This is a genomic window from Yersinia sp. 2553 StPb PI (assembly GCF_052217105.1).
Classification (GTDB): domain Bacteria; phylum Pseudomonadota; class Gammaproteobacteria; order Enterobacterales; family Enterobacteriaceae; genus Yersinia; species Yersinia enterocolitica_E.
Genome location: NZ_JAZGPX010000002.1, coordinates 3689292 through 3715105, shown reverse-complemented (window position 1 = coordinate 3715105; position 25814 = coordinate 3689292). Strand labels below are relative to the sequence as shown.

Sequence of the window (25814 nt, the reverse complement as noted above, 5' to 3'; positions counted from 1 at the left end):
GATGGTATGGTGATGAGAAAAATAACATGGTTTACCGCATTGGCTTTGGGATTGACGTCATTCACCCATGCTGAAACTCCAACGGTACCGTCAGCTCAATCGGCGGTCATGGCCACTGACGTGGCGCAGATACCCGCAATATCGGGTGATGTACCGATGCGCGACGTAGAATATTCGTTTGCCAAAATCGCGCCGCCGCCGGGGACCTTCTCCTTGCGTGGCACTAACCCTGAAGGCCAGCTTGAGTTCGGCGTGCGCAGTGATGAGGTGGTGACTCATGCGACCTTGAATCTTGAGTTTACGCCATCACCTTCGCTGATCCCGGTGGAGTCGCAGGTGAAAATTTTGCTGAATGATGAACTGATGGGCGTCATGGCGATCACCAAAGATCAGCTTGGTAAACCCACCCACCTTCAATTACCGATCGATCCGCGTTACATCACTGATTTCAACCGCTTGCGGTTAGTTTTTGTCGGCCATTATCAAAATATCTGTGAGAACCCAGCGAGCAATACCCTGTGGTTGGATGTCAGTAAGTCCAGCTCACTGGATTTGCGCTATCAATCGCTGCTGGTTAAAAATGATTTATCCCACTTTCCTGAGCCATTTTTTGATGCCAGAGATAATCGCCCGCTGATTCTACCCGTGATATTTGCTGCTGCACCTGATGTGTCGCAGCAGCGGGCCGCCGCTATTCTGGCCTCATGGTTTGGTGATAAGGCGCAATGGCATGGGCAGAACTTCCCGGTATTGTATAACCAACTGCCTACTCAGCATGGCGTAGTATTCGCGACTAATGCTCAACGCCCTGATTTCCTAAAAGATTACCCGCTGGTGAAAGCTCCAACGGTGGAAATCATCAGTCATCCGAATAACCCGTATGTGAAGTTATTGCTGATTCTGGGGCGCGATGATAATGACCTGATTACTGCGGCACAGGGGATCGCGCAAGGCAATATTCTGTTTCGTGGTCAGAATGTAACGGTGGATAAGGTTGAGCCATTAGCACCTCGCCTGCCTTATGATGCACCAAATTGGGTGCGTACCGACCGCCCGATGACATTTGCTGAGTTGCAGCAATATCCTGAGCAACTGCAAACATCGGGATTACTGCCGCCGCCGATTTCATTAGCGATGAATCTGCCACCGGATTTGTTCTTGACTCGCAGTGCTGGTATCGATATGCGCTTGATATATCGTTACACCTCAACACGTTTGATGGATGGTTCCCGCTTAAGTATTAGCTTGAATAATCAGTTTGTGCAGGATTACCCACTGTCACCGAATATGCCCGAAGACAGTAAGATCCTGCGTCTGCCATTGCTACAAGGCTTACAGGATGCTGCCAAAAGGCTAAGCATTCCGTCCTTGAAACTGGGCGCGACTAACCAATTACGTTTTGATTTTGATTACAGCACCTTGCTGGCAAGCGGTGCCGAGGGGCGATGTGAAACCTATTCTACCGCGCCGAATCACGCGGTAATTGACGGTAACTCTACTATTGATTTCTCCGGTTACCGTCACTTTATGGAAATGCCTGATCTACGGGCATTTGCCAATGCTGGATTCCCCTTCAGCCGTATGGCTGATCTCTCCGAAACGCTAGTTCTGGTACCACCAAACCCGGCGCCAGCACAGATAACCACCCTACTCAATGCGGTGGGAAATATCGGGGCGCAGGTGGGTTACCCCGCGGTCGGTATTAACATTACCGATGATTGGTCACAGGCGGCGGAGAAAGATGCGGATGTGTTGATTATTGGCACCATTCCGCCAGAACTGCGCAATGATCGAAAGATTAACGTACTGGTGGAACAGACCCTGAGTTGGGTAAAAATGCCAAATCGGCAAACCGGCTTACCAACCATGATGGTACCGCAATCAGATTGGGTAGCAGACAGCCAGGCGACGATAAGCTCTGAAGGGGCGATGTCGGCGATTATCGGTCTACAGTCACCTCACTTCCCTCAGCGCAGTATTGTGGCGTTATTGGCCGACAGCTCGCGTGGTTATACCTTGCTGAACAATGCCATGCTCGATACTGGCAAACGCGAAGCGATATTTGGCTCAGTCGCGGTTATTCGCGAGTCGGGCGTCAACAGCCTGCGGGTTGGTGAGACCTATGATGTCGGTCATTTACCGTGGTGGGAACGTATCTGGCATACCTTATCTACCCATCCGGTACTGTTGGCAGGGGTGGCCGTATTGGTCGTGGTTATGGCTGCAATGATGGTCTGGCGTGTATTACGTCTGATCAGTCGCCGCCGGTTATCACCTGATGAGCGAGATTGACGTTGAAGGTCGTGATGTTTAAGCGACAGATCTGTGCCCTGCTGCTCGTCAGTTTTGGTAGCGCAGCAACATGTGATTGGCCAGCATGGCAGCAGTTCAAACATGACTATGTCAGCGATGGCGGGCGCATTATTGATCCCAGCAGCCCGAGGAAAGTCACCACGTCGGAAGGACAGAGTTATGGGTTGTTTTTTGCTCTGGTTGCCAATGATCGGGAAACCTTTGACCAATTATTGTCCTGGACGGAAAACAACCTGGCCGCCGGGGATTTAACCGCACGTCTGCCGGTATGGCTATGGGGACAACGCAAGGATAATAATTGGGATGTTCTGGACCCCAATTCGGCCTCTGACGCGGATTTATGGATTGCATACAGCTTGCTGGAAGCGGGGCGGTTATGGGATAGCCGCCGTTACCAGACGATGGGTACTTTGTTGCTGCAACGTATTGCTCAAGAGGAAGTGGTGAATATTCCGGGCCTTGGCGAAATGCTATTGCCGGGGAAAATTGGTTTTAATGATGATGACCGTTGGCGGCTCAACCCGAGTTATCTGCCGCCACAACTGTTGGCCCGCTTTGCCTCTTTGGCGGGGCCGTGGAAAGCGATGGTTAAAGTCAATCAGCGCTTATTGCTTGAAACGGCACCCTATGGTTTCTCCCCTGATTGGGTGGTTTGGCAAGAGGGCAAAGGCTGGCAACCTGATGAGACACGGCCCGATGTCGGTAGCTACGATGCGATACGCAGCTATTTGTGGGTTGGTATGTTGTCCAATAACAGCCCAGAAAAGGCTGTATTAATCCAGCGCTTCCAGCCGATGGCGGGGGTAACCCAACAACGTGGGGTACCACCAGAAAATACGGATACCAGCAACGGTAAAACCAGTGGTAAGGGATCGGAAGGGTTCTCGGCGGCATTACTGCCATTTTTAGCCAGTAGCCCTGAACCCTATAATCAGCAAACCTTGAGCGTGCAACAACAACGTGTGCAAGATTCGCCACCGCCCGCAGATGCCTATTACAGTGCGGTGCTAACACTGTTTGGTCAGGGATGGGCGCAGCATCGTTATAGTTTCAATCGTCAGGGTGAGCTTCAGCCCTCATGGAACAGTCAATGCGCAACATTAAAATATACTGGCTCTTAAGCTTAGCGCTGTTGTCCCAAGCCTTTACCACTCCGGCGCAGGGCGCTGAGCCTATCTCACCGACCCAGTTTTTACTGGAGCAGGTACGGCTAGGGGAAGCAACCAATAGAGACGAGTTGGTTAAGCAATCACTGTATCGCTTGAATATGATGGACTCGAATAACCCGGAAGTGGTGGCGGCAGGAATGCGCCAAGCTCTGAGACAGGGTAATTTGGCTGAAGCACAAAAACAGTTGGATAAGCTGCAACAATTGGCACCCGACTCAGAGGCTTATCAGCGGGCTAAACTGCTGTTGGCGCTGACTAAGCCGGAGGTACGCCAACAATTACAACAAGCGCGTCTGTTAGCGACCGCCGGGCGGGTGACTGAGGCCAAAGTTCAATATGATCAACTGTTGCAAGGCAAACCACCAACACTGGATCTTGCTGTGGAATACTGGCGGTTGGTCGCACGTGTACCGGGGCAGGAAGCTCTCGCCACCCAGAAATTAGCCGCGCTTGACCAACAATACCCCGGTAATGTCGCGCTGCGAATGGCCTTGGCGCGCCTGTATTTCAATCAGCAAAATGCCACGCAAGGCTATGCCACATTGGAGAAAGTGGCCGCGGACCCAGTGGGAGCTTCAGATGCCGCAGACTTGTGGATGGAGACTGTCAAAACCATGACTGTCAGTCCACAAAGCGTGGCGGCGCTGACCCATTTCCTCGACATCTTCTCGTCTGGTCCTCAGGCTAATATCGCCCGTCAAGCATTGGCCAGCCAGCAGGCCATGCTGGCTTCACCGACTTATCAAGCGCGTTTAAGTGGATTGGCAAAAGTAGACAGCGGTGGCGGGGCGGCGGCTATCCCCGCACTAAAACAGGCACTGGCTGCCGCACCTAATGACCCCGAGATACTCGGCGCGCTGGGTCTGGCATATGCCCGTAGTGGTGACCGTGCCCAAGCTCTGCGCTTGTTTGAACTGGCGCAAAAATCAGATAAAGATGGTCTGAAAAGCGACAAGTGGATCAGCCTGATAAAAACCAATCGCTACTGGCTGCTAAATGACGAGGGGGATAAAGCGCTGAAAGCCGGTAATACCGGGGTGGCACAACAGAAATACCAGCAAGCGCGCCATATTGATGGCAGCGACAGCTATGCATTGATTGGTTTGGCTGATGTTGCCGTGGCCCGTCATGATGATAAAACGGCCGAGCAGTATTATCAGCAGGCACTCCGTCTGGACCCATCAAACGGCAGTGCGGTACGAGGGCTAACCCATATCTACCAGCGCGAATCGCCGCAAAAAGCACTGAGTTATCTGAGCAGTTTACCACGCAGTCAACAAGCCAAAATGCATGACACATTAGACAGCCTGCAAGTCGATATGCTGAAACAACAAGCCGAAAATCTGGCGGCGCAGCAACAATGGCATCAAGTAGCGGAAAAATATCGCCAGGCGCTGAAGATGGCCCCGGACGATGTCTGGATAACCTACCGGCTGGCACAAGCGTTAGCGCAAGAGGGGCATTTGGTGGAAGCTGACGCACAGTTCCACCAATTAGCGAGCCGTAAGCCGAAAGATCCCGAGCAGGTATATGCCTATGCGCTGTATCTCTCCAGCACCGGGCGTGATAGTCAGGCATTGGCGCATTTGGCAACACTGCTAACCCTGCACTGGAACGATAATATCCGCGCTTTAGACCAGCGCTTGAAATTTGCTCAGCTACTGACATTAGCTCGCCAACTGCGGGCTAGTGGTGATGAAGTGGGGGCGATAACCCTATTACGTCAACAGCCAGCCAACACTGCCATTGACTTGACGCTTGCTGATTGGGCGTTGGAGCGTGGTGACTATCACACAGCGCTGGTGGGGTATCAGCGAGTTCGGGCGCGCGAGCCACAAAACCCCGATGCTATTCTGGGTGAGATTGAGGCTTATATTGCCGAAGGCCGTCTCAGTGACGCTCGCCAATATTTACAACATGAGCCACTTTCCGGTGACGGGACTAACTCAAGCGCCCAGCGGCGGATAGCCAATGCCTGGTACGGCGTGGGCGAGCCACAAAAAGCGGCAGAGATCTTCCAGCACTTGAAACCGGCGGCAGCTAAAGGGGGACCCTCACAGGATAATGCATTGATATTCCGTGATTCAGGTCGATTAGCACAAGCGCAGGGGCAACCCGCTGCGGCACAAGATGATTTCAAACATGCCATGGTAGCCAGTGGTATCACACCGACACTGGCGGCGGATAACGACAGTTATACCTTGCTGACCCGCAATCAGGCCACCGATGACTGGCTTAAGCGGGGCATTCGTTCTGATGCCGCTGACCTTTACCGCCAGCAGGAGACCCGTATCACGATTGATCACGACTACCTGCGGTCAAGCGGCACGGAAGGGATCTCTGATCTCCGGGCGCACAACACCATGTTGCAGGTAGATACCTCGCTGGCTGATGGTCGGGCTTTCTTACGAACAGATACGGTGCAGATGGATGCCGGGACCTTTGACAAGAATGCCCGATATAAAGCCGGTACCTGTTACCAGACAGAAAAGCCATGTCAGACTAATCTACATCAACAGGCAACGGGTACCAGTGTTGCCGTGGGCTGGCAAAATGACAGTTGGGAAACTGATCTTGGTACTACACCGATGGGTTTTGATGTCGTTGATGTGGTCGGTGGGCTGGCATACAGCAATAGTTGGAATCATATTGGCTGGACCGCCACGGCGTCACGTCGGCCAATATCCAGCTCGATGCTGGCCTTTGCTGGAGCCAAAGATCCGAATACCAATGTGACCTGGGGGGGCGTGCGTGCCAACGGTGTGAGCCTGGGAGCCAGTTATGACCGAGGTGAGGCTCACGGAGTGTGGAGCGATTTAAGTTATCACTATCTGACCGGGCAGAATCTGGCGGATAACCAGCGGCTGCGCTTTATGACGGGTTATTATTACAAGCTAATCAACGAAGATAACCGCCGTGTTACCGTCGGTTTGAACGGGATGTGGTGGCATTATCAAAAAGACCTCAGCGGTTATACGCTAGGCCAGGGCGGGTATTACAGCCCGCAAAAATATCTGTCACTGGCTATTCCGGTAAATTATCGGCAGCGGACGGCTAACTGGTCGTGGGAGTTGGGTGGGTCGGTGTCTGTTTCACATTCTGCAACTAGCTCACGGGCACGTTATCCACTGCAAAATCTGCTCAACCACAGTATCCAGACTATTCCAGACCGGTATGAACCCGATGATGGTGATAGCAGTAATGGGGTGGGTTATACCTTGCGCGCCTTGATCGAGCGCCGGTTGAGTTCGCATTGGACATTGGGAGCTGGGGTTGATATCCAGCAGGCGAAGGACTATACCCCAAGCCATGCGCTTATCTACTTGCGTTACTCTCTGGCTGGATGGCAAGGCTCTCTGGATATGCCACCACAGCCATTGGTGCCATACGCAGATTTTAAGTAATCATTGGGTCGTGATGATTTGCACGAAAAAACAACGTTAGAGTGAGAAATAGCACTCTGACGTTGCGATCCTGATAGGAAAAGACTGAAACCCACGGTATTCTTCCCCTCCGGTTTGGTTTCACCAGATAAAATCTGAACGCGATCGAGTATCATACACCCAAAGTAACTGACTCGCTGTGAGCGAGCCATAAGCTGATGCTGGTTAGTGCTTCGTGAGTGGAGAGCCGCTAACATCGCTGCAACTTCAAGCAAGAAGGGTATACTCAGACAGCATCGACGAGTCGCCATATCACCATGGCACTCTCTTATATTATTCAGTTGGCATTGGCGGAGAGCGAGTTTGCAGGTAAGGCGTTCATTAACGATTAAACAAATGGCGGCAGTGGCAGTTGTGGCACTGGTGACCATCTGTATTTTTATCGTCCTTCAGTTGTTCCACTTTGTGCAGCAGCGCAAAGATGACTACGCCAAGCAGTTGGAGAGCATTGCATATTCGGTTCGCCAACCGTTGTCAGAAGCCATACTAAGTGTCGATGTCCCACAAGCCAAAAAAATCCTCAATAGCTTGTTACCGATTGGTATTCTCAGCCGCGCTGAAGTGATATTACCGAATCAGATTCAGGTATTACATGCTAACTTCCCCACAGAACGGCCTGTTCCACGCTGGGCTAAGCGTATTTTTTCCCTGCCAGTACAGATAACAATACCGCTGTATGCACTGGAGCGGGTATCCGCAAATCCGCAGCCACTGGCACATTTAGTGTTGCGAGCCGACTCATTTCGTATGTATCAGTTCATTCTCAGTGCATTGTCGGCCATGCTATCGACCTATTTGTTACTGGCATTGGTACTTTCGGTCTCTATCGCCTGGTGTATTAATCGCCTGATTATTCATCCATTGCGGGCGATGGCCAAAGAGCTGGAAAAGATTGGTCAGCAAGGTGTGCTTAACCACCAACTGTCCTTACCTGCCCACCATCAGGATGATGAATTAGGCGTACTGGTACACAATTACAACCGTAACCAGCAACTATTAGCCGAAGCTTATACGGATATGACCCGTATAAATACCCGTTTCCCGGTGACTGAACTCCCCAACCGCCCGTTGTTTATGGCTCTACTTGAGCAGGAAATTGCAGCTGGCATGCATGCTGAGAAATTCCACCTGTTAGTCATTGGCATTGAAACATTGCAAGAAGTGTCCGGCGTAATGAGTGAAGAGCAGCACCGGCAGCTCTTGCTGACTATGGCACAGCAACTTGAACAATGCATTGATGAAAACAGCTTGCTGGCGCAACTGAGTAAAACTGAGTTTGCAGTACTTGCCAGAGGGATCAGCCGCCCGTTCCCGGCGATGCAGTTGGCGCGGCGGATTATGCTGCAAATTACTCAACCCTTAGTCTTTGGCAATATGCAACTGCGGCCCAGCGCCAGTATTGGGATTACTGATTACCAATACCAAGATGAAACAGCCGAGTCTCTGATGGGCAATGCCAGCACTGCGATGATGGCCGCTCACCATCAGGGGCGAAACCAGATTATCGTGTTTGAGCCGCATTTGACTGAGAAAACGCAAAAGCGACTGACTCAGGAGCATGACATTTTACAGGCAATTGAAAATCACGACTTCAGGCTGTTTTTACAACCCCAATGGAATATGCAAGATCAGCGGGTTATCGGTGCAGAAGCGTTGTTACGCTGGCCCCAACCGGATGGCAGTTATCGTTCCCCTTCAGAGTTTGTCCCCGGAGCGGAAGAGGGGGGCGTGATGATGCCACTAGGTAACTGGGTACTGGAAGAGGCATGCCGCATTCTGGCTGACTGGAAAGCACAAGGGATTACCCTATCTTTGGCAGTAAATATTTCGGGTTTGCAGGTGCAGAGTGATCAGTTTTTACCGCATCTGAAAACCATCATCGATCAGTATCAAATCGACCCGCGCCAATTATTACTGGAAATAACCGAAACCGCCCGTATTCAGAATCTGGATGAAGCTCTCGGGCTACTGCGCGAATTACAAGGGCTAGGTTTGTCGATCGCTTTGGATGATTTTGGTATGGGATATTCAAGTCTTCAATATCTCAATCATCTGAAAGGCCTACCAATCAGCATGATTAAGCTCGATAAATGCTTTGTGGAGCACCTGCCAGAAGATGATGTAATGGCGCGAATAATCGCCACTATCTCAGAAGTATTAAAGCTGCGAGTGATGGCCGAAGGTGTCGAGACCGATGAGCAACGTCAATGGTTGCTAAACCACGGCATTTACTGCGGGCAGGGTTTTTTGTTTTCGGAGCCGTTACCGCGAGAGGTGTTTGAGGCGCGCTACATCCTTCGTCCTTGACGCCGCAGCGTTGTTAGCTGCACTCGTATACTCGGCCCATCCTTGGGCCTCGCCTCGTTGAGGCCGCTGCAAGCAGCGTTCAAATCTGCTCCCGGCAGATTTGTCACCCGAATCACTGAATTGAGTCAACTCATCCTACGGGCTAGCATAAATGCTGTCCAAATAGATTCCCGACCAATTTGCCGTTTGCTGGCTGCCTGGCCGTTATTCCATTTCAGGGGTATTGCGTTGAAGCCAGCGGTAAGTTTATCACTACTGGCTATGTGCAAATTACCAAAAGATGGGCCTTGTATTTTTATAAAAAAAAGCATGATGTTAGTTTGTATTTATCGAGAATTAAGTTAAATGAATGTAGGATAAATGTACTAACACAGGCAAATAAAAAATAAAATTCTCACTCCGTTGTAGGAATTTTATTTTTTATCTGTAGGCTAAAATACTGGGTATTTGGGATTGTTTACCCCCCAAAATGGAAATGGATTATTTTATTCTTTAAAATAAAAACATAATAATCTGCTAAAATGATCTTAATCCACATTAACGATTACTTTTCTATATGTAGACGATCTAAAAATCTTCGGAAAAGACAGTATTCGGTATAATATACTGCAAACCAATATTGCTTTCAGACCATTGATCTGCAATATCGATGTTTACTAGATGAATCGATCGCGTATACTTTAATCCATAGCAAGTGAGCACAGCGACAAGGATGTTTCAGGTTTCTAAGTCGCTTAATATACAGCACGGACATTGTGAATATTAGAAACCCGCTTTACTCCCGCTCTTAAAAGATATTTAAAATATCGTTTTCGCTACCTAGTATATATATTGAGCTTCGACATTTATTGGATGGTTGAAAAAACTCATTACTGGTCTTATTGCCCAGCAGCGATAAATAAATATCTAATGGATTCTTGTGGAATAACCACCACCAAATTAACACAACAGTACTGAGTTATTTAACTCATACATCTATTATTAATTGGAAATTTAAATGAAAAAGTTAGCTATTATTGCCTCAATCGTTGCTGCATTCGCGGGTGTTAACGCTGCTCAAGCCGCTTCTACCGGTACCATCACCTTTAACGGTGAACTGACAGCGTCTACTTGTGACGTATCCGTCGACGGCCAGGGTGCAGACGCAACAGTAGTACTGCCAACTGTCGGTACCAACCAGTTGACTTCTGCTAACCAGGTTGCTGGTAGCACAGGCTTTAACATGGCGCTGAGCGATTGTGCTGGCACCCTGAAAACAGTTTCTGCTTTCTTTGAAGCAGGCCCAAGTGTCGATGTGGTTACCGGTCACCTGAAAAATGTAAGCGGTACTGCCGGTCAGGTTAGCCTGGAACTGCTGGACGCGTCTAACGCCATGACGCCAATTAAAGCCGGTAACAGCAACCAGACGACCAGCACGACTTATATTGATGCTTCTACGGGTTCTGCTTCACTGCCGTATGCGGTTCAATATTATGCTGATGGCGCAACCACTGCCGGTACAGTTATCAGCAACGTGGTTTACTCTATACAGTACAAATAAGTATTAACGCGTAACATATAAATTTTAAAGGGCAGATATCTGCCCTTTTTGACGATAAGCACTAAAATTAAAGCATGCACACATTCATTAAGTGTCGAGGTTGTTATGAACAGCACTAACCGTCTTTTATTAACTGTATTTTCAGCCTTGTTCTTGATTCTATTTGTCGGACGCTCTGTTCAGGCCAGTGTGGTTATTACCGGCACCCGGGTAATTTATCCGGAAAAACAAAAAGAAGTGACGGTAAAGGTTAATAACACCGGCACCGGCCCGGTGGTATTACAAAGCTGGATTGACAATGGGGATGTGAATGCCCGCCCGGAAACCTTGAAAGTGCCTTTTGTGCTTACACCTCCAATCAATCGCGTCGAGCCTAATAAAAGCCAGACATTACGCATCAGTTATACCGGAGCCTCTTTACCCACAGATAAAGAATCGGTGTTTTGGTTGAACGTATTGGAAATTCCCGCGAAAGTGGATTCGGGTAGCAGTCAGAATTATTTGCAGATGGCGTACCGCTCCCGTATTAAATTGTTTTTCCGTCCCGCAGGGTTAGTGGGTAATGCGAATGATGCTGCACAATCTTTAGTCTGGACCAAAGTCCCTGGCGGACTTAAAGCCACCAATCCGACACCGTTTCATGTTTCTTTGGTCACGGTGGGGATAACGGGCAGTAAAACAGCGCCGGTTGAAGGCCAAATGATTAGCCCTAATAATTCGCTGACCTTTTCGTTACCGGGAAATACCACCGGCAATAACGTTGATTTTGAATTTGTTAATGATTATGGCGCACTCAATAAACTGAGTCAGCCCATTAAACCTTAATTTAATTTATATACAGCAGTTATACACAGCGTCCGCTGGTTATCTCGTGGGGGCGGAATACGTCTGTACACTACGGAATAATTGAATAATGAAACACCCTGCAATGCCTTTTTCAGCAGAACGGCGTACCCGCAATGTTGGTTTAACACCCGTTGCGGCGGCGGTTATTACCGTTTTTTTGTCACCAACTGTTTTTGCTGTTGATAGCATTGGAAAAACAGAGAGTACTGTATCACTTGAGCCTAATAAACCTCAGGCGGTGGAGTTTGACAGTATTTACTTAAATACCGAACACGGTGGTTCCGGCATTGATTTAAGCCGCTTCTCGAAAGGGGGCAGCGTGCTACCCGGCACTTACCGGGCTGACATTTATTTAAACAATACCCTGATTGGCAATGAGAATGTGGAATTTAAGGCCCGCGACGATAAAAGTGTCCATGCCTGCTTATCCTCGTCGGTCATTGCCAGTCTTAATCTCAAGACAGAAGCATTGCCGCCTGAATCACTGGCCCCGCTGAAAAAAGAGGACGGCTGTGTTGATCTGGCGTCGCTGCTCCCCGATGCCCAGGTGGCTTTTGACAGCGGCGAACAACGGCTGGATATCGCTATTCCCCAGGCATTGTTACTCCGTACCGCCCGTGGCACCGTCAACCCCGCGTTGTGGGACAGCGGCGTGACGTCAGGGATGTTGGGCTATTCACTCAATGGCTACAGCTCCTCCGCCAACGGACAGACATTTAACTCGGCTTTTGCCGGGATTAACACCGGGGTAAACCTCGGCTCATGGTATTTCCGTCATAACGGCTCGTATAACTGGCAAGAAGACGGTGACAGCAAATACACCAGTATTAACAGTTATGTGCAGCGGGATGTCCCGGCTGCGCTGGGCCGGGTGTTGCTGGGACAATCCAATACCACCGGGCAGTTATTCGATACCGTGCCTTTCACTGGAGCACAATTCAGCACCGATGACCGCATGTTGCCAGAGTCCCTGCGTGGCTATGCGCCGGAAGTGCGCGGGATTGCCCGCACCAATGCGCTGGTGACCGTGCGCCAGAGTGGTCAGGTATTGTATGAAACCACGGTTTCGCCGGGCGAATTTATCATTGATGACCTCTATCCGACCGGTTACGGCGGCAATCTGGATGTCACGGTGCGTGAAGCCGACGGCAGCACACAGAATTTCCAGGTGCCGTTTGCGGCAGTGGCGCAATTGCTGCGCCCCGGTTCGCAGCGCTACAGCCTGACGGTGGGTAAAGTGCGCAATGATTCGCTCTCCTTTACCCCGGGTCTTTATCAGGGAACCTATCAGCGTGGTCTGAATAACAGCATTACCGGTTATACCGGGGCGCAGGCCAGTGAAGACTACTATGCCGTGCAGGTCGGGACTGCGTTCAGTACCCCGATTGGGGCGGTGGCGGTCGACGTGACCCAGGCCAATACCCGCCTGCGTAACGGCAATGAAAGTGGCCAGAGCTATCAGGTCAGTTACAGCAAGGTGATTGCTGAAACCAACAGTAACCTGAGTGTGGCGGCGCACCGCTTTTCGACTCAGGGCTATCTCGATTTCGCCACGGCGATGCAAACCCTTGATGCCGAACGTCAGGGCTATGACGCCAACAGTATCTACCGGGCAAAAAACCGCTTAACCGTGACCGCCAATCAGGGGTTACCGGACGGCTGGGGCCAGATGTATATCAGTGGTTCTTTGCAGGATTACTGGAATAAAGGTGGCAGTGACCAGCAGTATCAGGTGGGTTACAGCAACAACTATAAAAGCATGACCTACCGCGTCAGCGTGAATCGCAGCCGCTCCGGGTTTGGCGAGATGCAAAATACTTATCTGGTCAGTATGAGTTTCCCGTTGGGGCGTAATGACCAGCAGAACGTGCCGCAAATGCGACTGGAAATGAACCGCAATGGTCAGGGCAACTGGGGCGAACAGGCATCGGTTTCAGGCAGTGCTGGCGAGCAAAGCCAGTTCAGTTATGGGGCAACCGCCATGAACAGCAACGGCGGGTCGGGGGCCAGTGGCAGTGTCAATGGTCAGTACCGCGGTTCTAAAGCCACCAGTATGGCGTCTTACGGTGGCGGTCGCGACTATCAGAGTGGCTCGGTCGGCATTTCAGGCAGCATGATTGCCCACCCCGGTGGCGTGACATTAACGCCGTACAGCAGTGAGACCTTTGCGGTGGTGGAAGCGAAGGGCGCTGAAGGGGCCGAAGTGTCCGGTTACTCCGGCGTGAAAATTGACTCCCGGGGTTATGCCGTGGTGCCGTATCTGAGTGCCTATCAGATGAATGAGATAACCATCGATCCGAAGGGGACCTCTTATGACGTGGAGCTGGAATCCACCAGTCAGAAAGTGGCGCCGAATGCCGGTGCGGTGGTGATGGTGAAATATAAAAGCACCAAAGGCTATCCAATATTGGTCAATGCCACCCAGTCGGATGGCGAGCCGGTGCCGTTTGGCGCACAAGTGTTAGACACCAAAGGTCAGGTAGTGGGTTCTGTCGGTCAGGGTGGTCAGATTTATGCGCGGGTGAGCGAGGAGCGTGGCCGTTTGCAAGTCAGTTGGGGTGAAGGTACCGGCCAGCAATGTTACCTGAACTATATTCTGCCGCCGCAATTAGCCAACGGTAAAGCCAGCGCGATGATGCGGTTTACCTCGACCTGTGTGCCCCAAGGACAAGTCAGTGAGCATCGAGCCATCACAAACTGAGAAGAACGGCATACAGAACTAAAGGGGGAATAACCTGTGCGTAAAGTATATTTAAATCAATTTTGTGTTCTGTCGATGACCGCCAAAATAGTGAACGTAATGCGTAGTTGTGCCAAAGGTGAACGAATGAAAAAAATAATACAAAGTATCGCCGGGCTTGTTTTACTCATGATGACCAGCCATAGCGTTTGGGCTGAGGTGGTTTGTGCGCCGCTGAATGGGGCCCCCCGCACGGATACGGTGCAACTCACTCCTCCGGCGATTTCAGCCGGTGCAGATATTCCAGTCGGAACGGTGATTTATCAGGGGCGCTGGAATAGTGGATCCACTGGCCTTAGCGTGATGAAATGCACATCCCCAGTAGATACCACTATGTGGCTCAATATTGCATGGGGGATTGAGCAAGCCCCTTTGCCACTGGCTAATTGGACGGGTAGCCCCTTTAGCGGTGCGGTATATCAGACCAATATTCCGGGTGTCGGGATTGCCATATCCCGGAACAACAACGCTGATGCAGCTATTTTGGGCCAGGCTAACTATCAATTCCCTGCCGATGTACAAAGTCCGGTAGCGGGTGGGTCTTATGAACCTTTCCTGAATGGCAGAACCGTCTATGTCTCATTGATCAAAATCGGCACGATTACACCTGGAAATTATAGTCTTGATGCGTCAACACTGCCGTCTGCCAGTATCTCTATTGTTAACCCACTGACTCACTCTGCAACAACAGGGCTTCCGGTCAAAGCTAATGTGATCAAGTTTCAGGGGCAGTTAACGGTCTCTGCCCAGACTTGCACGACACCGAATGTGAATGTGAACATGGGGAGTTATGAGAAGCGGCAATACTTTACGGCTATTGGTGCTACGACGCCGTGGATAGATGCCTCGATTATATTGACAAATTGTCCTACTTTTTATGGCTTCTATAATGCGAACAATAGCACGCTGATGTTTGATTACAGCACCGGCACGGGTGCTGTAGCAACGTCAACCAGTAACAGTATTGGTGTGCGATTAACACCCACTAGCAATGTTATTGATTCGACAAGTGGAGTGATGGCTATCGATTCAACAGTATCAGGAGCCGCATCGGGTGTAGGCATACAAATCGGTTGGGGTGTGAGCAACCAGACGCCAACACTCTTTAACTTTGCCGCAGAACAAACGTTAACGCTGCCAAAAGATGGCAGTTCTACGATACGCGTTCCACTGGTGGCTCGCTATATTCAAACAGAAGCGAACCCCATGCCAGGTAAAGCGAATGGTAAAGCCGTATTCTTGATCAATTACTATTAACTAAATTGTTGTATCAAATTTAATTAAATTAATAACATGGCCTTTATGGGAGGCGAGGTGCCGCTGAAGATAAAGCGGCACCGTTGCAACGTTGGTTTGGTGCTTACCAAAAAACGGGTTGAGGTAACCGGTGGTATTGGCCATTCGCTGGCTGCTCCTCTTGGTCTACAGATTGTGCTGGTGTAATCACTGCAATATGGCTAGATATCAGAACTTTCATCTATGCAGGAAATATCAAGATATTATCTTTTCTTATATTAATTAACCTTAATTTTTAATAAGAAATATCCGTCACACCTTGGTTCGGCGTGTATATCCACTAATCCTTTGCCCACAAGAAAATAGCAAATATCATCTGTAGTGTAAAAGTGATTAAAACTATCAATAATACCCATATGAAAATATTGGACTAGGATGTATTTGCCTTATATTCGCTTGTACCTACAATATTATTGCCTACCACGTCAAGACTATTTATCCCTCACATTATCCTCTTTAAAATAGCGACAATCCCTTGCTATGCCTACGTTACAGCAGAATTATTACAGACGAGAGATATTGGTTAAAACTATTTACTTTGAACCATGTCACATAAATGGATATTGGTTTTATTAATTTCAAACTATCGGTCATGGATCTCGGAACTTAATATCAAAATAAATAGAATTATGTTTCATAAATGTCTTTTGTATTTATCATAATAATACTTATCTTTATTAAAATAAGGGAAATTGGAATGAAATTTAAATTACTATCTCTGGCAATGGCATCACTTATCAGCACTAGCGCAATGGCGGTAACTATTGACTATCGTCATGAAATGCAAGATCAAAGTGGTAACACCCACAAAGATCGTTTATTAATGTCACATCGTTTTGCAAATGGCTTCGGTTTGTCACTGGAAGGCAAGTGGAAAGGAGCTCAGGACAAAGATAAAGCATTTAATGAAACAGTCAGCAATGGTACTGAAGTCGTTGCCAGCTATGTATACAAAATTGATAATACATTTTCTATTGAACCAGGTTTCTCATTAGATTCAAGCTCCACAGCCAATAGTTATCGTCCTTACCTGCGAGGTAAGGCTAATATCGTTGACGACCTCTCTGTTTCCTTCCGTTATCGTCCTTATTACAAACGCACCAGCGCCAATATTAATACGCCAAAAGATACATCTGAAAATGGCTATAATCTGACGAGCGTGGTTAGCTATAAATTCTTTAAAGATTATCAATTAGACTATGAGCTGGACTACAAACAAGCCAATAAAGCTGGGGTTATACTGGCAAATAACGAGAACTACGATTGGAGCCACGATTTTAAATTGACTTACAAGTGGGATAAAAACTGGTCTCCTTATATGGCAGTGGGTAACGTTGCTGGCAGCAAAAATACCAACGAACGTCAAACCCGTTATCGCGTTGGGGTGAAATACAGCTTCTGATCCATTATTGAAATAATCAGATTCTGACCTCAGGGGGTCACACCTCACATAACGATTTTTGACAGGTAGCAAGTAATGAAAAAAAGAGCGTTATTCTTGAGTATGGCAGCGCTGGCAACGCTGTATATACCCGCTGGACAGGCAGCGGATACCGATCGTCTCACTGTCGTGAAACAGTATGTCGATAACGTGTTAAGCAAAGCTTCAGATACTTACCACGGCGATAAGCCCAGCCCGTTATTGGCGGATGGTGTTGACCCCCGTACTGGCCAACAAATGGAATGGATATTCCCCGATGGCCGTCGGGCTGTGTTATCAAACTTCTCAGCACAACAAATTCTGATGCGTGTCATGAGCGGCCTGAGCCAGCTTACTCAGGACGCCCGTTACCCAAAACGCGCTGAAGATATCGTTCGTTATCATTTCCAAAATTATCAGGACCCGAGCGGCTTACTCTATTGGGGCGGCCATCGCTTTGTCGATTTGAAAACGCTGCAACCAGAAGGGCCGAGTGAAAAAGAGATGGTGCATGAACTGAAAAATGCCTATCCCTACTATGACCTGATGTTCAGTGTTGATAGTGATGCCACTGCCCGGTTCATTCGTGGTTTCTGGAACGCCCATGTTTATGACTGGCGTATTCTCGAAACCAGCCGCCACGGCGAATATGGCAAACCAATGGGGAAATTGTGGGAAAGTAAATTCGAGCAACAGGCCCCCTTCTTTGCAACCAAAGGGCTTAGCTTCCTCAATGCAGGTAATGATCTGATTTATTCCGCCTCTCTGCTTTATAAACATCAGCAGGAGCCAGAGGCATTAGTGTGGGCTAAGCGTTTGGCCTCGCAGTATGTATTGCCACGTGATGCGAAAACCGGTCTTGGTGTTTATCAGTTTACCCAAGCTCTTAAACGGGAAGAGCCAACAGATGACGCAGATACCCACTCCAAGTTCGGTGACCGCGCCCAGCGTCAGTTTGGCCCAGAGTTTGGCCCGGCAGCATTGGAAGGCAACATGATGCTCAAAGGGCGCACCAGCACGCTTTATTCTGAAAATGCGCTGATGCAACTGCAACTGGGTAAAGATCTGGGCAATCAAGGGCAGGATTTATTGAAATGGACCGTGGATGGCCTAAAAGCATTCGCGCAATATGCTTATAACGATAAGGACAACACCTTCCGCCCAATGATTGCTGATGGGCAGGACTTATCCAATTATACACTGCCGCGTGATGGCTATTACGGCAAAAAAGGCACCGTACTCAAGCCGTACAAAGCGGGCAACGAATTCCTGATTTCATATGCCCGTGCTTATGCCATTGATAATGATCCACTGTTGTGGAAAGTGGCTCGCGGTATTGCAAACGATCAGGGGCTGGGTGATCTCGGCACAGCACCGGGTAAAGAGGTGAAGATCAAGTTGGATACCACCAACAGCGATCCTTACGCATTGTTTGCTTTGTTGGATCTCTACCATGCCAGTCAGGTGGCGGAGTATCGGTTATTAGCAGAGAAAATCGGCGATAACATCGTTAAAACCCGCTATATCGATGGTTTCTTTATGGCTTCACCGGATCGTCAATATGCAGATATAGATGCCATTGAGCCTTACGCTTTATTGGCGCTAGAGGCTTCACTACGCAATAAACCACAGGCAGTAGCCCCTTTCCTGAATGGTGCTGGTTTTACTGAAGGTGCTTACCGAATGGACGACGGTTCAGCCCGGATCTCAACCCGTGATAATGAACTGTTCTTGCTCAATGTGGGTGAGAAGCTGCAACCGAACGGCCGTAAATAGTCCCGACAGCGGCCCGTGCTGGGGCCGCTGTTGGTAAAGTGCCGGGCAGTGGCTTCCCAGGGTTGCTTGTCCCGGCGCTTTCCTCTCGGGTTTCTGTGTCGTGATAAAAAGGATAGGTTGATGAAAAAACAGGTTTTAGCCACTCTGGTGTTAGGTTCGTTGTTCTGCGCATCGGGTTATGCCGCGCAGATTGTTGCTGTCACTGCATCGGGTTATGACAGTGAGAAAGGCCATGTTCCGGCGAATATTGCCGACGGCGATGTAAAAACGCGTTGGGCAGCATCGGGAGATAGCTGGATTCAACTGGAATTGGATAAAGCGCAATCCATTGAAAATATTCTCGTGGTTCCATTTAAACCCACCGAACGCAAGCTGAAGTTCTCCATCGCCTATTCCAGTGATGGGAAGAGTTGGCAGCCGCTGGCGCAAGGGCTGGAAACCTCTACGGCGAACAAAAGCGGTGAGAAGCTGACTTTTACACCGGTGACAGCCAAATATATCAAGCTGGACACTTTTGGCACAGATATCAATAAGTGGAGTGCCATTAACGAAGTCGCCATTAACAGTGCTGCCACCGCGCCCACCCGGGCAATTAAATAAGCTTACTGGAAATGGCTAACTCGCCCCCTTGACCAATCATCCTTAAAGGGGGCTATTGCTGCAATACATCGGCTGTTCACGTCGTTCAAAAACCTTCTTTTTCCCCGACACACCATCCCGATTATTTATCTCATTTCTACCCCTTCTGCGGACTAATCATTTTGGTTAATTGTCTGGTTGATCTGTCTGTTTTTCCGTTGTTGCTCTCGCTTGAAGCGTTTCAGTTCTTAATTTCGTGTTAAGGGTGCAATCCAGTGCAACTAATAATTTCCATATTGTTATGAGGGTGTTATTTTCCGCGCAAGCACGGATAAAAAAGAAGTGTCACTCAATCATCACAAAGAGTTAAGCGACAGGCTGCCGTGTATTTACCCAAAAGGACATAGTCATGAAAGTTTCAATATTTAAAAGTCTTTATTTTCAGGTGTTAACGGCGATTACCTTGGGCGTATTGTTAGGGCACTTTTACCCTGACCTCGGCGCTCAGATGAAACCTCTGGGTGATGGATTTGTTAAACTAATTAAAATGATTATCGCACCCGTGATTTTCTGTACCGTGGTTACCGGTATCGCGGGCATGGAAAGTATGAAGGCCGTTGGCCGTACCGGTGCGATTGCACTGCTCTATTTTGAAATTGTCAGCACCATTGCACTATTGATTGGGCTGGTGATTGTTAACGTGGTGCAACCCGGTGCCGGTATGAATATCGACCCGGCAACTTTGGATGCCAAAGCAGTTGCACTTTATGCCGAACAAGCCTCGCAACAAGGGATTGTGCCATTCTTGCTGGATATCATCCCAGGCAGTGTGGTGGGCGCGTTTGCCAGCGGTAATATTCTGCAAGTATTGATGTTTGCTGTTCTGTTCGGTTTTGCCCTGCACCGTTTGGGTGAAAAAGGTCAGCTCATCTTTAATGTTATCGAGAGTTTCTCCCGCGTTATCTTCGGTATCATCAATATGATTATGCGCCTGGCGCCGATTGGTGCTTTCGGTGCGATGGCCTTTACTATCGGTAAGTATGGTGTCGGCAGCTTGGTGCAACTGGGGCAGTTGATTATTTGCTTCTACGCGACCTGTATTCTGTTTGTGGTGGTGGTGCTGGGGTCAATTGCGAGATTCAATGGCTTTAACATCTTCAAATTTATCCGCTATATAAGAGAAGAACTGCTGATCGTATTGGGGACGTCATCTTCTGAGTCCGTGCTCCCGCGCATGCTCGATAAGATGGAGAAAGCAGGGTGTAAGAAATCGGTGGTGGGGTTGGTTATCCCGACCGGTTACTCCTTTAATCTGGACGGCACCTCTATCTACCTGACCATGGCGGCAGTGTTTATTGCGCAGGCGACCAACACCCATATGGATGTTATTCATCAGGTCACATTACTGGTAGTACTGCTGCTCTCCTCAAAAGGTGCGGCCGGTGTGACAGGCAGTGGCTTTATTGTGTTGGCGGCGACCATCTCTGCGGTTGGGCATTTACCACTGGCCGGGTTGGCGCTGATTCTGGGTATCGATCGCTTTATGTCCGAAGCTCGCGCCCTGACTAACCTGATAGGTAACGGTGTGGCAACTATTGTGGTTGCCAAATGGTGTAAACAACTGGATAACGACCAGTTGCAGGCGGTGTTATCAAACAAAACACCACCTAACAGTGAGATAAAAAACGGTCTTTCTTCTTCGTAGCATCAAGTGCGAAAGATATAACCAAGATTCAGTCGATTAGTACGACCAAATCGCTACCGGTGGCTTGCTGTCACCGGTAGCACCTCTGCACTATAATCGCGAAAATAATGCCCCGCGATCCATTTTCTGGTGTTAAATACCCTTTAGCTACTATTTTTTACTCTGTTGAGTGACATCGGCAAAAGCATGCGGTCTAACAGAATGGTACACTGCCACCTCCGGTTTTCACGGTGGCGTTGACCGTTGATTTTTCGCCTAATAATGACGGCAGAGCGATCAGTTTGTGATGGCTGGACTGGGGTTATTAAAGCTGGATTGGTTTATGCATGTCTTTATGGCTGCCATATCGATGGCGCTGACAAGTTAAACATGGGCTGTTCGGGTGAAAACACGACTGGCTGGTGTAAATTTGTATCGTTTTAAAATTGGATAGTTTATTAAGTAGGGGTTCACATGCAGGGCACCAGAATTCGTCTCATAGTTGGTGGATTATTGTTGGCTGCCGCCAGCAGTAATGTGCAGGCTGAAGCACTACAACCCGATCCTGCTTGGCAGCAGGGGAAGTTAGAAAACGGGTTCTCATGGCAGTTGCTGGCTACGCCGCAACGCCCAAGCGATCGGATCGAGTTACGTCTGGTTGTTAATACTGGCTCATTATCTGAAAGCGCACAGCAAGTTGGCTTTGCCCATCTGCTACCACGCCTGGCATTAATGAGTAGCGCGAGTTTTACTCCCGCCCAACTTCAGTCGCTGTGGCAACAAGGGGTCGATAACGAGCGCCCGTTGCCACCGGCCATTACATCTTATGATTTCACGTTATACAGCTTAAGTTTGCCCAATAACCGCCCCGACCTGATGAAGGAAGCGCTGGCCTGGTTATCTGATACCAGTGGCAAGCTGGCTGTAAATGAACAAACCGTTAATGCAGCACTGAATGGTGCCACCGATCCTATTGCCACTTTCCCGCAAAATATTCAGGAACCTTGGTGGCGTTATCGGCTTAAAGGTTCTTCTTTGATTGGGCATGATCCGGGTCAACCTGTGGCGAAGCCGGTCGATGTCGAAAAGCTAAAACAGTTTTATGAACAGTGGTACACCCCGGATGCGATGACGTTGTACGTGGTCGGAAACGTGGATAGCCGCAGCATTGCCGCCCAAATTGGTAAAGCGTTCTCTGAGCTGAAAGGGAAACGCGCGACACCTGCACCGATTGCGATGTTAGCGCCATTGCCGCCAGAGCCGGTAAGCCTTATTAATGAACAAGCGGCACAAGATACGCTATCGCTGATGTGGGATACCCCATGGCATCCTATTCAGGATTCCATCGCATTGAGCCGCTACTGGCGCAGTGATTTGGCGCGCGAGGCACTGTTCTGGCATATCCAGCAAGTGTTGGATAAAAGTGATCAGAAGAACCTGAAGCTGGGCTTTGATTGCCGGGTGCAATATCAGCGTGCGCAATGTGCTATCCACTTGAATACGCCGGCTGAAAACCTGACGCCAGGGATGAGTTTTGTTGCCCGTGAACTGGCTAGCTTGCGCGCTAATGGCCTGAGTCAGGCTGAGTTTGATGCGTTGATGGCGCAGAAAAATGATCAGCTAAGTAAGTTGTTTGCAACCTATGCCCGGACTGATACCGACATTTTGATGAGCCAACGTTTGCGTTCACAGCAAAGTGGCGTAGTGGATATCGCCCCGGAACAGTACCAGAAGTTGCGCCAGGCATTCTTGTCGGGTTTGACGCTGGCTGAGCTTAATCAGGAATTGAAACAGCAGTTATCGCAAGATACCACGTTGATTCTGACGCAGCCGAAAGGCGAGCCAGAAGTGAATGTGAAGGCATTACAGGCGGCGTATAACGCAATTATGACACCCCATACGGTGGTGCCAGAGGATGCCACGCCAACAGTAGCGGCACCACCAACACCGACCACTGCGCAGTAATCAAAAAAGCCCGGGCGGTATGTGCCGGGCTTGTCGTTAATGAAATGAATTCATGACGATATGAAGCAGCAGAGGCGGACCGTAGCGACGTCAGTCACCGGCCGCCTGAACCTGTTGGCGAGTATCAAACTGCTGGCATTGCTGCCAGTGGAATGATAGCACCACGATATTGAATCACCGTGCTGGCTGTTAAATGGCCACGTACTGCTGCGTCGTGGGCGCTACCGCCCGTTAAGCGAACCGCCAGATAGCCCGCACTGAAGGAATCCCCCGCAGCAGTGGTATCCACCACTTTCTCTTTCGGCAGTTTGACCGCGGGAACATCATATTGATGGGCTTCAAAACCGTCTTTTACCCAGACGATACACGAGTCCGCACCACGCTTGATGATAATCTCGCTCACGCCCAAAGCCTGAGTGCTTGCAATCACCTGTTCCAGTGGCTTCTCGCCCCACAGCATATCTTCATCATCCAGTGTCAGGAACGCGATATCCGTACAGGCTAACATGTCACGGTAGGCTTCCTGAGTCTCTTGCTTGCTCTGCCACAGGCGTGGGCGGTAGTTGTTATCAAAGATAACTTTGCCGCCGTTGGCACGACAGGCGCGCAGCAATTGCAGCAGACGCTGGCGCGATGCGCTGTCCAGAATGGCCAAACTGATCCCACTAAGGTACAGATAATCAAATTTTTCCAGCCGCTGGCAGATTTCATCGGCTGCCGGGCTGGTCAACCAGAAACGGGCTGCGGCATCATTGCGCCAGTAATAGAAGGTTCGCTCACCGGTGTTGTCGGTTTCGATGAAGTACAGACCCGGCAACTTATTATCCATACGCTGAATAAGATCAGTGTGGATTTGTTCTTGCTGCCAGGCAGCCAGCATCTCTTCACTGAAGTTATCAGTCCCCAATGCGGTCACGTAATGTACATTCAAAGCCTGCTTTGATACCTGACGGGCAACATACACCGCAGTGTTCAGCGTATCACCGCCAAAACCCCGGCTAAGATCGGTACCTTTTTGTGACAGTTCAATCATGCATTCGCCGATAACGGCAATATTTTTGCTGGTCATGGAAAGCGGCCTATTTCTGAATGATGAGTCAGTGATGGGAATGATATTGGGTTATCCCCGGCTAACTTGACGTTGTAGCGTTGTTTGCAGCCGTGCTACAACGCCAATGACTTTGACTATAGTCTCACTGCTGGCTTGGTCGGAGTCAATAGTATTAAAACGACGTTTTAAATTTTTTATGATGTAGGTCGGGAAACTGACAAGTTTCCCGCCACTCAGAACAGAATTATGATGATTTCCGCAGTTCGGTGACGCTTTGACCACCAATACCCCAGTTATCAGTGTCCACTTCATCAATCACGACGACCGTAGTCGCGGGGTTTTTACCTAAGGTATCGACTAATAGTTGGGTGACTCCGGCAATTAGCTGTTTTTTCTGCTCCGCCGTCGCTCCTTCGCGAGTAATTTTAATATTTACATAAGGCATACAGACCTCCATTAACATTAATGGCATTATTGAGTTAACTACTGTAGATGGCTTTAATGTACCGTGCCAGCCCGCTTGGGAACGATAATCTGTCATGCCGCTATATAAAGTTCTGGTCGCTCGAGTCGATAACATCTCCAGAAAGAAAACCGTTTACCACAGGATGCAATCAGGCTGGCAGCGATATACACTGCCATTACTGTACGGTGTCTTGCAACATGGCGACTAAACTGATGATGACCAATAAAGTATCAGGTTTACTTGCGCCATCCTTTGCCGCTATTGATCGAAATAAAGGACAGAGCTTCTGGCGGCAATGTCAGCGTCGGTACACTTTTCAACCTATCTATCGTACATCTGGTGCGTTGCTGGCAATTGAACTGCTCACGGCTGTTTTTCATCCTTCATCCCCGGATACACGTTTAAATCCAGAGGATTACTTCAGTGCTATTAGTATCCGCGCTCGTTTGGATGTGGTACTAGAGCAGTTGAATATGATTAAGCAGTGGCACGCCATATTTGTTCATCACTCGGTACTGGTTTCGATCAACATTGATGGACAGGCATTGATGGCGATGCAAGATGATCTGCAAGCCAAATTGCTAATCGATGCTATGCCCTATATTCGCTTTGAATTACTCGAGCACGTTGATACCTCCCTTGATACTCCTTTTGCGCGTATTGCTGAAGCTGACCGACTCTGGTTGGATGATTTTGGCAGCGGGCTGGCGAATTTCACTTCATTTATCAGTTGGCGCTATGAGTACATCAAAGTCGCCAGAGATTTATTTATTGTGTTGCAAGAAAGTGAGGTTGGAAACCAACTGTTCTTCACCTTGGTCACCTTAATGGGGCGCTACTGCAAAGGGGTTATAGTTGAAGGGGTTGAGACCTCGCAGGAGTGGGCCATGGTGCAACGCTCTGATGCCGCTGCCGCACAGGGTTATTATCTGTCCCGGCCAACTTCATTTGATAGATTACAGACGCTGCCTATGTTGTTTTGTGGTTAACCTTCTCTGAGAAAAAGCACTTCCCTGCCGTGTTGCCTCTGCGCATCACCGGATTCAACTGCCCAAATAATGGATTCTGAACCATCATCGACTATGGTTAGTGTAGTCTTCTGAATCCGCATTATTAATCAGTTAGCTATTTTTATGGCTGATTTTTCGATTAAATTACCGCGAACTGACGTCCATTAAATACGCGCCTGGTGTCGGATTTAGCTTTATCTATTATGAGT

General features: G+C 49.1%; 17 protein-coding genes. 15 read left to right on the top strand and 2 right to left on the bottom strand.

Going from position 1 to position 25814, the window contains the following annotated elements:
• Positions 1 to 6 precede the first annotated feature (6 nt).
• The 14 genes from bcsB (at position 7) to V2A84_RS18450 (ending at position 23078) form a co-directional block, all read left to right on the top strand.
• Positions 7 to 2292 carry a cellulose biosynthesis cyclic di-GMP-binding regulatory protein BcsB gene (bcsB, locus tag V2A84_RS18515; protein ID WP_083161383.1) on the top strand — a complete coding sequence of 762 codons (2286 nt, stop codon included), beginning with the start codon at positions 7 to 9 and terminating at the stop codon, positions 2290 to 2292.
• Positions 2293 to 2306: 14 nt separating this feature from the next.
• Positions 2307 to 3434, top strand: coding sequence for a cellulose synthase complex periplasmic endoglucanase BcsZ (bcsZ, locus tag V2A84_RS18510; RefSeq protein ID WP_083161380.1), 1128 nt, complete (start codon positions 2307 to 2309; stop codon positions 3432 to 3434).
• Positions 3404 to 6886 (top strand): cellulose synthase complex outer membrane protein BcsC, encoded by a 3483-nt coding sequence (bcsC, locus tag V2A84_RS18505; protein WP_083161378.1) that lies wholly within the window; start codon positions 3404 to 3406, stop codon positions 6884 to 6886. Before bcsZ ends, bcsC begins: the two co-directional genes overlap by 31 nt.
• A gap of 342 nt (positions 6887 to 7228) precedes the next feature.
• Complete coding sequence (gene hmsP, locus V2A84_RS18500; protein ID WP_227746572.1) at positions 7229 to 9232, top strand: biofilm formation regulator HmsP; 2004 nt, start codon at positions 7229 to 7231, stop codon at positions 9230 to 9232.
• Between the two features lie 997 nt (positions 9233 to 10229).
• Positions 10230 to 10772 carry a fimbrial protein gene (locus V2A84_RS18495; RefSeq protein WP_083161376.1) on the top strand — a complete coding sequence of 181 codons (543 nt, stop codon included), beginning with the start codon at positions 10230 to 10232 and terminating at the stop codon, positions 10770 to 10772.
• A 105-nt stretch (positions 10773 to 10877) separates the two neighbouring features.
• Complete coding sequence (locus V2A84_RS18490) at positions 10878 to 11597, top strand: fimbrial biogenesis chaperone (protein ID WP_442849010.1); 720 nt, start codon at positions 10878 to 10880, stop codon at positions 11595 to 11597.
• Between the two features lie 88 nt (positions 11598 to 11685).
• Positions 11686 to 14319: a fimbria/pilus outer membrane usher protein gene (locus V2A84_RS18485; protein ID WP_442849009.1), complete on the top strand. Its 2634-nt coding sequence runs from the start codon at positions 11686 to 11688 to the stop codon at positions 14317 to 14319.
• Between the two features lie 126 nt (positions 14320 to 14445).
• Positions 14446 to 15615 (top strand): fimbrial protein, encoded by a 1170-nt coding sequence (locus V2A84_RS18480; RefSeq protein WP_083161370.1) that lies wholly within the window; start codon positions 14446 to 14448, stop codon positions 15613 to 15615.
• A gap of 57 nt (positions 15616 to 15672) precedes the next feature.
• Complete coding sequence (locus V2A84_RS18475) at positions 15673 to 15801, top strand: hypothetical protein (RefSeq protein ID WP_372568465.1); 129 nt, start codon at positions 15673 to 15675, stop codon at positions 15799 to 15801.
• 550 nt (positions 15802 to 16351) lie between these two features.
• Positions 16352 to 17056, top strand: a complete 705-nt coding sequence (locus V2A84_RS18470) for an oligogalacturonate-specific porin KdgM family protein (protein ID WP_083161368.1) — start codon at positions 16352 to 16354, stop codon at positions 17054 to 17056.
• A gap of 75 nt (positions 17057 to 17131) precedes the next feature.
• Positions 17132 to 18850 (top strand): pectate lyase, encoded by a 1719-nt coding sequence (locus V2A84_RS18465; protein WP_442849008.1) that lies wholly within the window; start codon positions 17132 to 17134, stop codon positions 18848 to 18850.
• A 120-nt stretch (positions 18851 to 18970) separates the two neighbouring features.
• Positions 18971 to 19450 carry a discoidin domain-containing protein gene (locus V2A84_RS18460; protein ID WP_372568467.1) on the top strand — a complete coding sequence of 160 codons (480 nt, stop codon included), beginning with the start codon at positions 18971 to 18973 and terminating at the stop codon, positions 19448 to 19450.
• 388 nt (positions 19451 to 19838) lie between these two features.
• A complete protein-coding gene (locus V2A84_RS18455) occupies positions 19839 to 21134 on the top strand; it encodes a dicarboxylate/amino acid:cation symporter (protein WP_372560264.1) in 1296 nt (431 codons plus the stop codon).
• Positions 21135 to 21587: 453 nt separating this feature from the next.
• Positions 21588 to 23078, top strand: a complete 1491-nt coding sequence (locus V2A84_RS18450; protein WP_442849007.1) for a M16 family metallopeptidase — start codon at positions 21588 to 21590, stop codon at positions 23076 to 23078.
• A 124-nt stretch (positions 23079 to 23202) separates the two neighbouring features.
• On the opposite strand, the gene V2A84_RS18445 is transcribed toward V2A84_RS18450, so the two are convergent.
• Both V2A84_RS18445 and V2A84_RS18440 read right to left on the bottom strand, forming a co-directional pair.
• Complete coding sequence (locus V2A84_RS18445; RefSeq protein ID WP_083161358.1) at positions 23203 to 24147, bottom strand: sugar kinase; 945 nt, start codon at positions 24145 to 24147, stop codon at positions 23203 to 23205.
• A 226-nt stretch (positions 24148 to 24373) separates the two neighbouring features.
• Complete coding sequence (locus tag V2A84_RS18440) at positions 24374 to 24574, bottom strand: 2-hydroxymuconate tautomerase family protein (RefSeq protein WP_050086806.1); 201 nt, start codon at positions 24572 to 24574, stop codon at positions 24374 to 24376.
• Between the two features lie 218 nt (positions 24575 to 24792).
• Between V2A84_RS18440 and pdeH the strand changes: the two genes are divergently transcribed.
• Entirely contained in the window at positions 24793 to 25584 is a 792-nt protein-coding gene (gene pdeH, locus V2A84_RS18435) for a cyclic-guanylate-specific phosphodiesterase (protein ID WP_193784750.1), read from the top strand.
• Positions 25585 to 25814 lie beyond the last annotated feature (230 nt).

What these genes read in the sequence shown, in the direction of transcription:
- bcsB (WP_083161383.1), top strand. Translation starts at nt 7, where the DNA reads ATGGTGATGAGAAAAATAACATGGTTTACCGCATTGGCTTTGGGATTG.
- bcsZ (WP_083161380.1), top strand. Translation starts at nt 2,307, where the DNA reads ATGTTTAAGCGACAGATCTGTGCCCTGCTGCTCGTCAGTTTTGGTAGC.
- bcsC (WP_083161378.1), top strand. Translation starts at nt 3,404, where the DNA reads ATGCGCAACATTAAAATATACTGGCTCTTAAGCTTAGCGCTGTTGTCC.
- V2A84_RS18495 (WP_083161376.1), top strand. Translation starts at nt 10,230, where the DNA reads ATGAAAAAGTTAGCTATTATTGCCTCAATCGTTGCTGCATTCGCGGGT.
- V2A84_RS18490 (WP_442849010.1), top strand. Translation starts at nt 10,878, where the DNA reads ATGAACAGCACTAACCGTCTTTTATTAACTGTATTTTCAGCCTTGTTC.
- V2A84_RS18485 (WP_442849009.1), top strand. Translation starts at nt 11,686, where the DNA reads ATGAAACACCCTGCAATGCCTTTTTCAGCAGAACGGCGTACCCGCAAT.
- V2A84_RS18480 (WP_083161370.1), top strand. Translation starts at nt 14,446, where the DNA reads ATGAAAAAAATAATACAAAGTATCGCCGGGCTTGTTTTACTCATGATG.
- V2A84_RS18470 (WP_083161368.1), top strand. Translation starts at nt 16,352, where the DNA reads ATGAAATTTAAATTACTATCTCTGGCAATGGCATCACTTATCAGCACT.
- V2A84_RS18465 (WP_442849008.1), top strand. Translation starts at nt 17,132, where the DNA reads ATGAAAAAAAGAGCGTTATTCTTGAGTATGGCAGCGCTGGCAACGCTG.
- V2A84_RS18460 (WP_372568467.1), top strand. Translation starts at nt 18,971, where the DNA reads ATGAAAAAACAGGTTTTAGCCACTCTGGTGTTAGGTTCGTTGTTCTGC.
- V2A84_RS18455 (WP_372560264.1), top strand. Translation starts at nt 19,839, where the DNA reads ATGAAAGTTTCAATATTTAAAAGTCTTTATTTTCAGGTGTTAACGGCG.
- V2A84_RS18450 (WP_442849007.1), top strand. Translation starts at nt 21,588, where the DNA reads ATGCAGGGCACCAGAATTCGTCTCATAGTTGGTGGATTATTGTTGGCT.
- V2A84_RS18445 (WP_083161358.1), bottom strand. Translation starts at nt 24,147, where the DNA reads ATGACCAGCAAAAATATTGCCGTTATCGGCGAATGCATGATTGAACTG.
- V2A84_RS18440 (WP_050086806.1), bottom strand. Translation starts at nt 24,574, where the DNA reads ATGCCTTATGTAAATATTAAAATTACTCGCGAAGGAGCGACGGCGGAG.
- pdeH (WP_193784750.1), top strand. Translation starts at nt 24,793, where the DNA reads ATGGCGACTAAACTGATGATGACCAATAAAGTATCAGGTTTACTTGCG.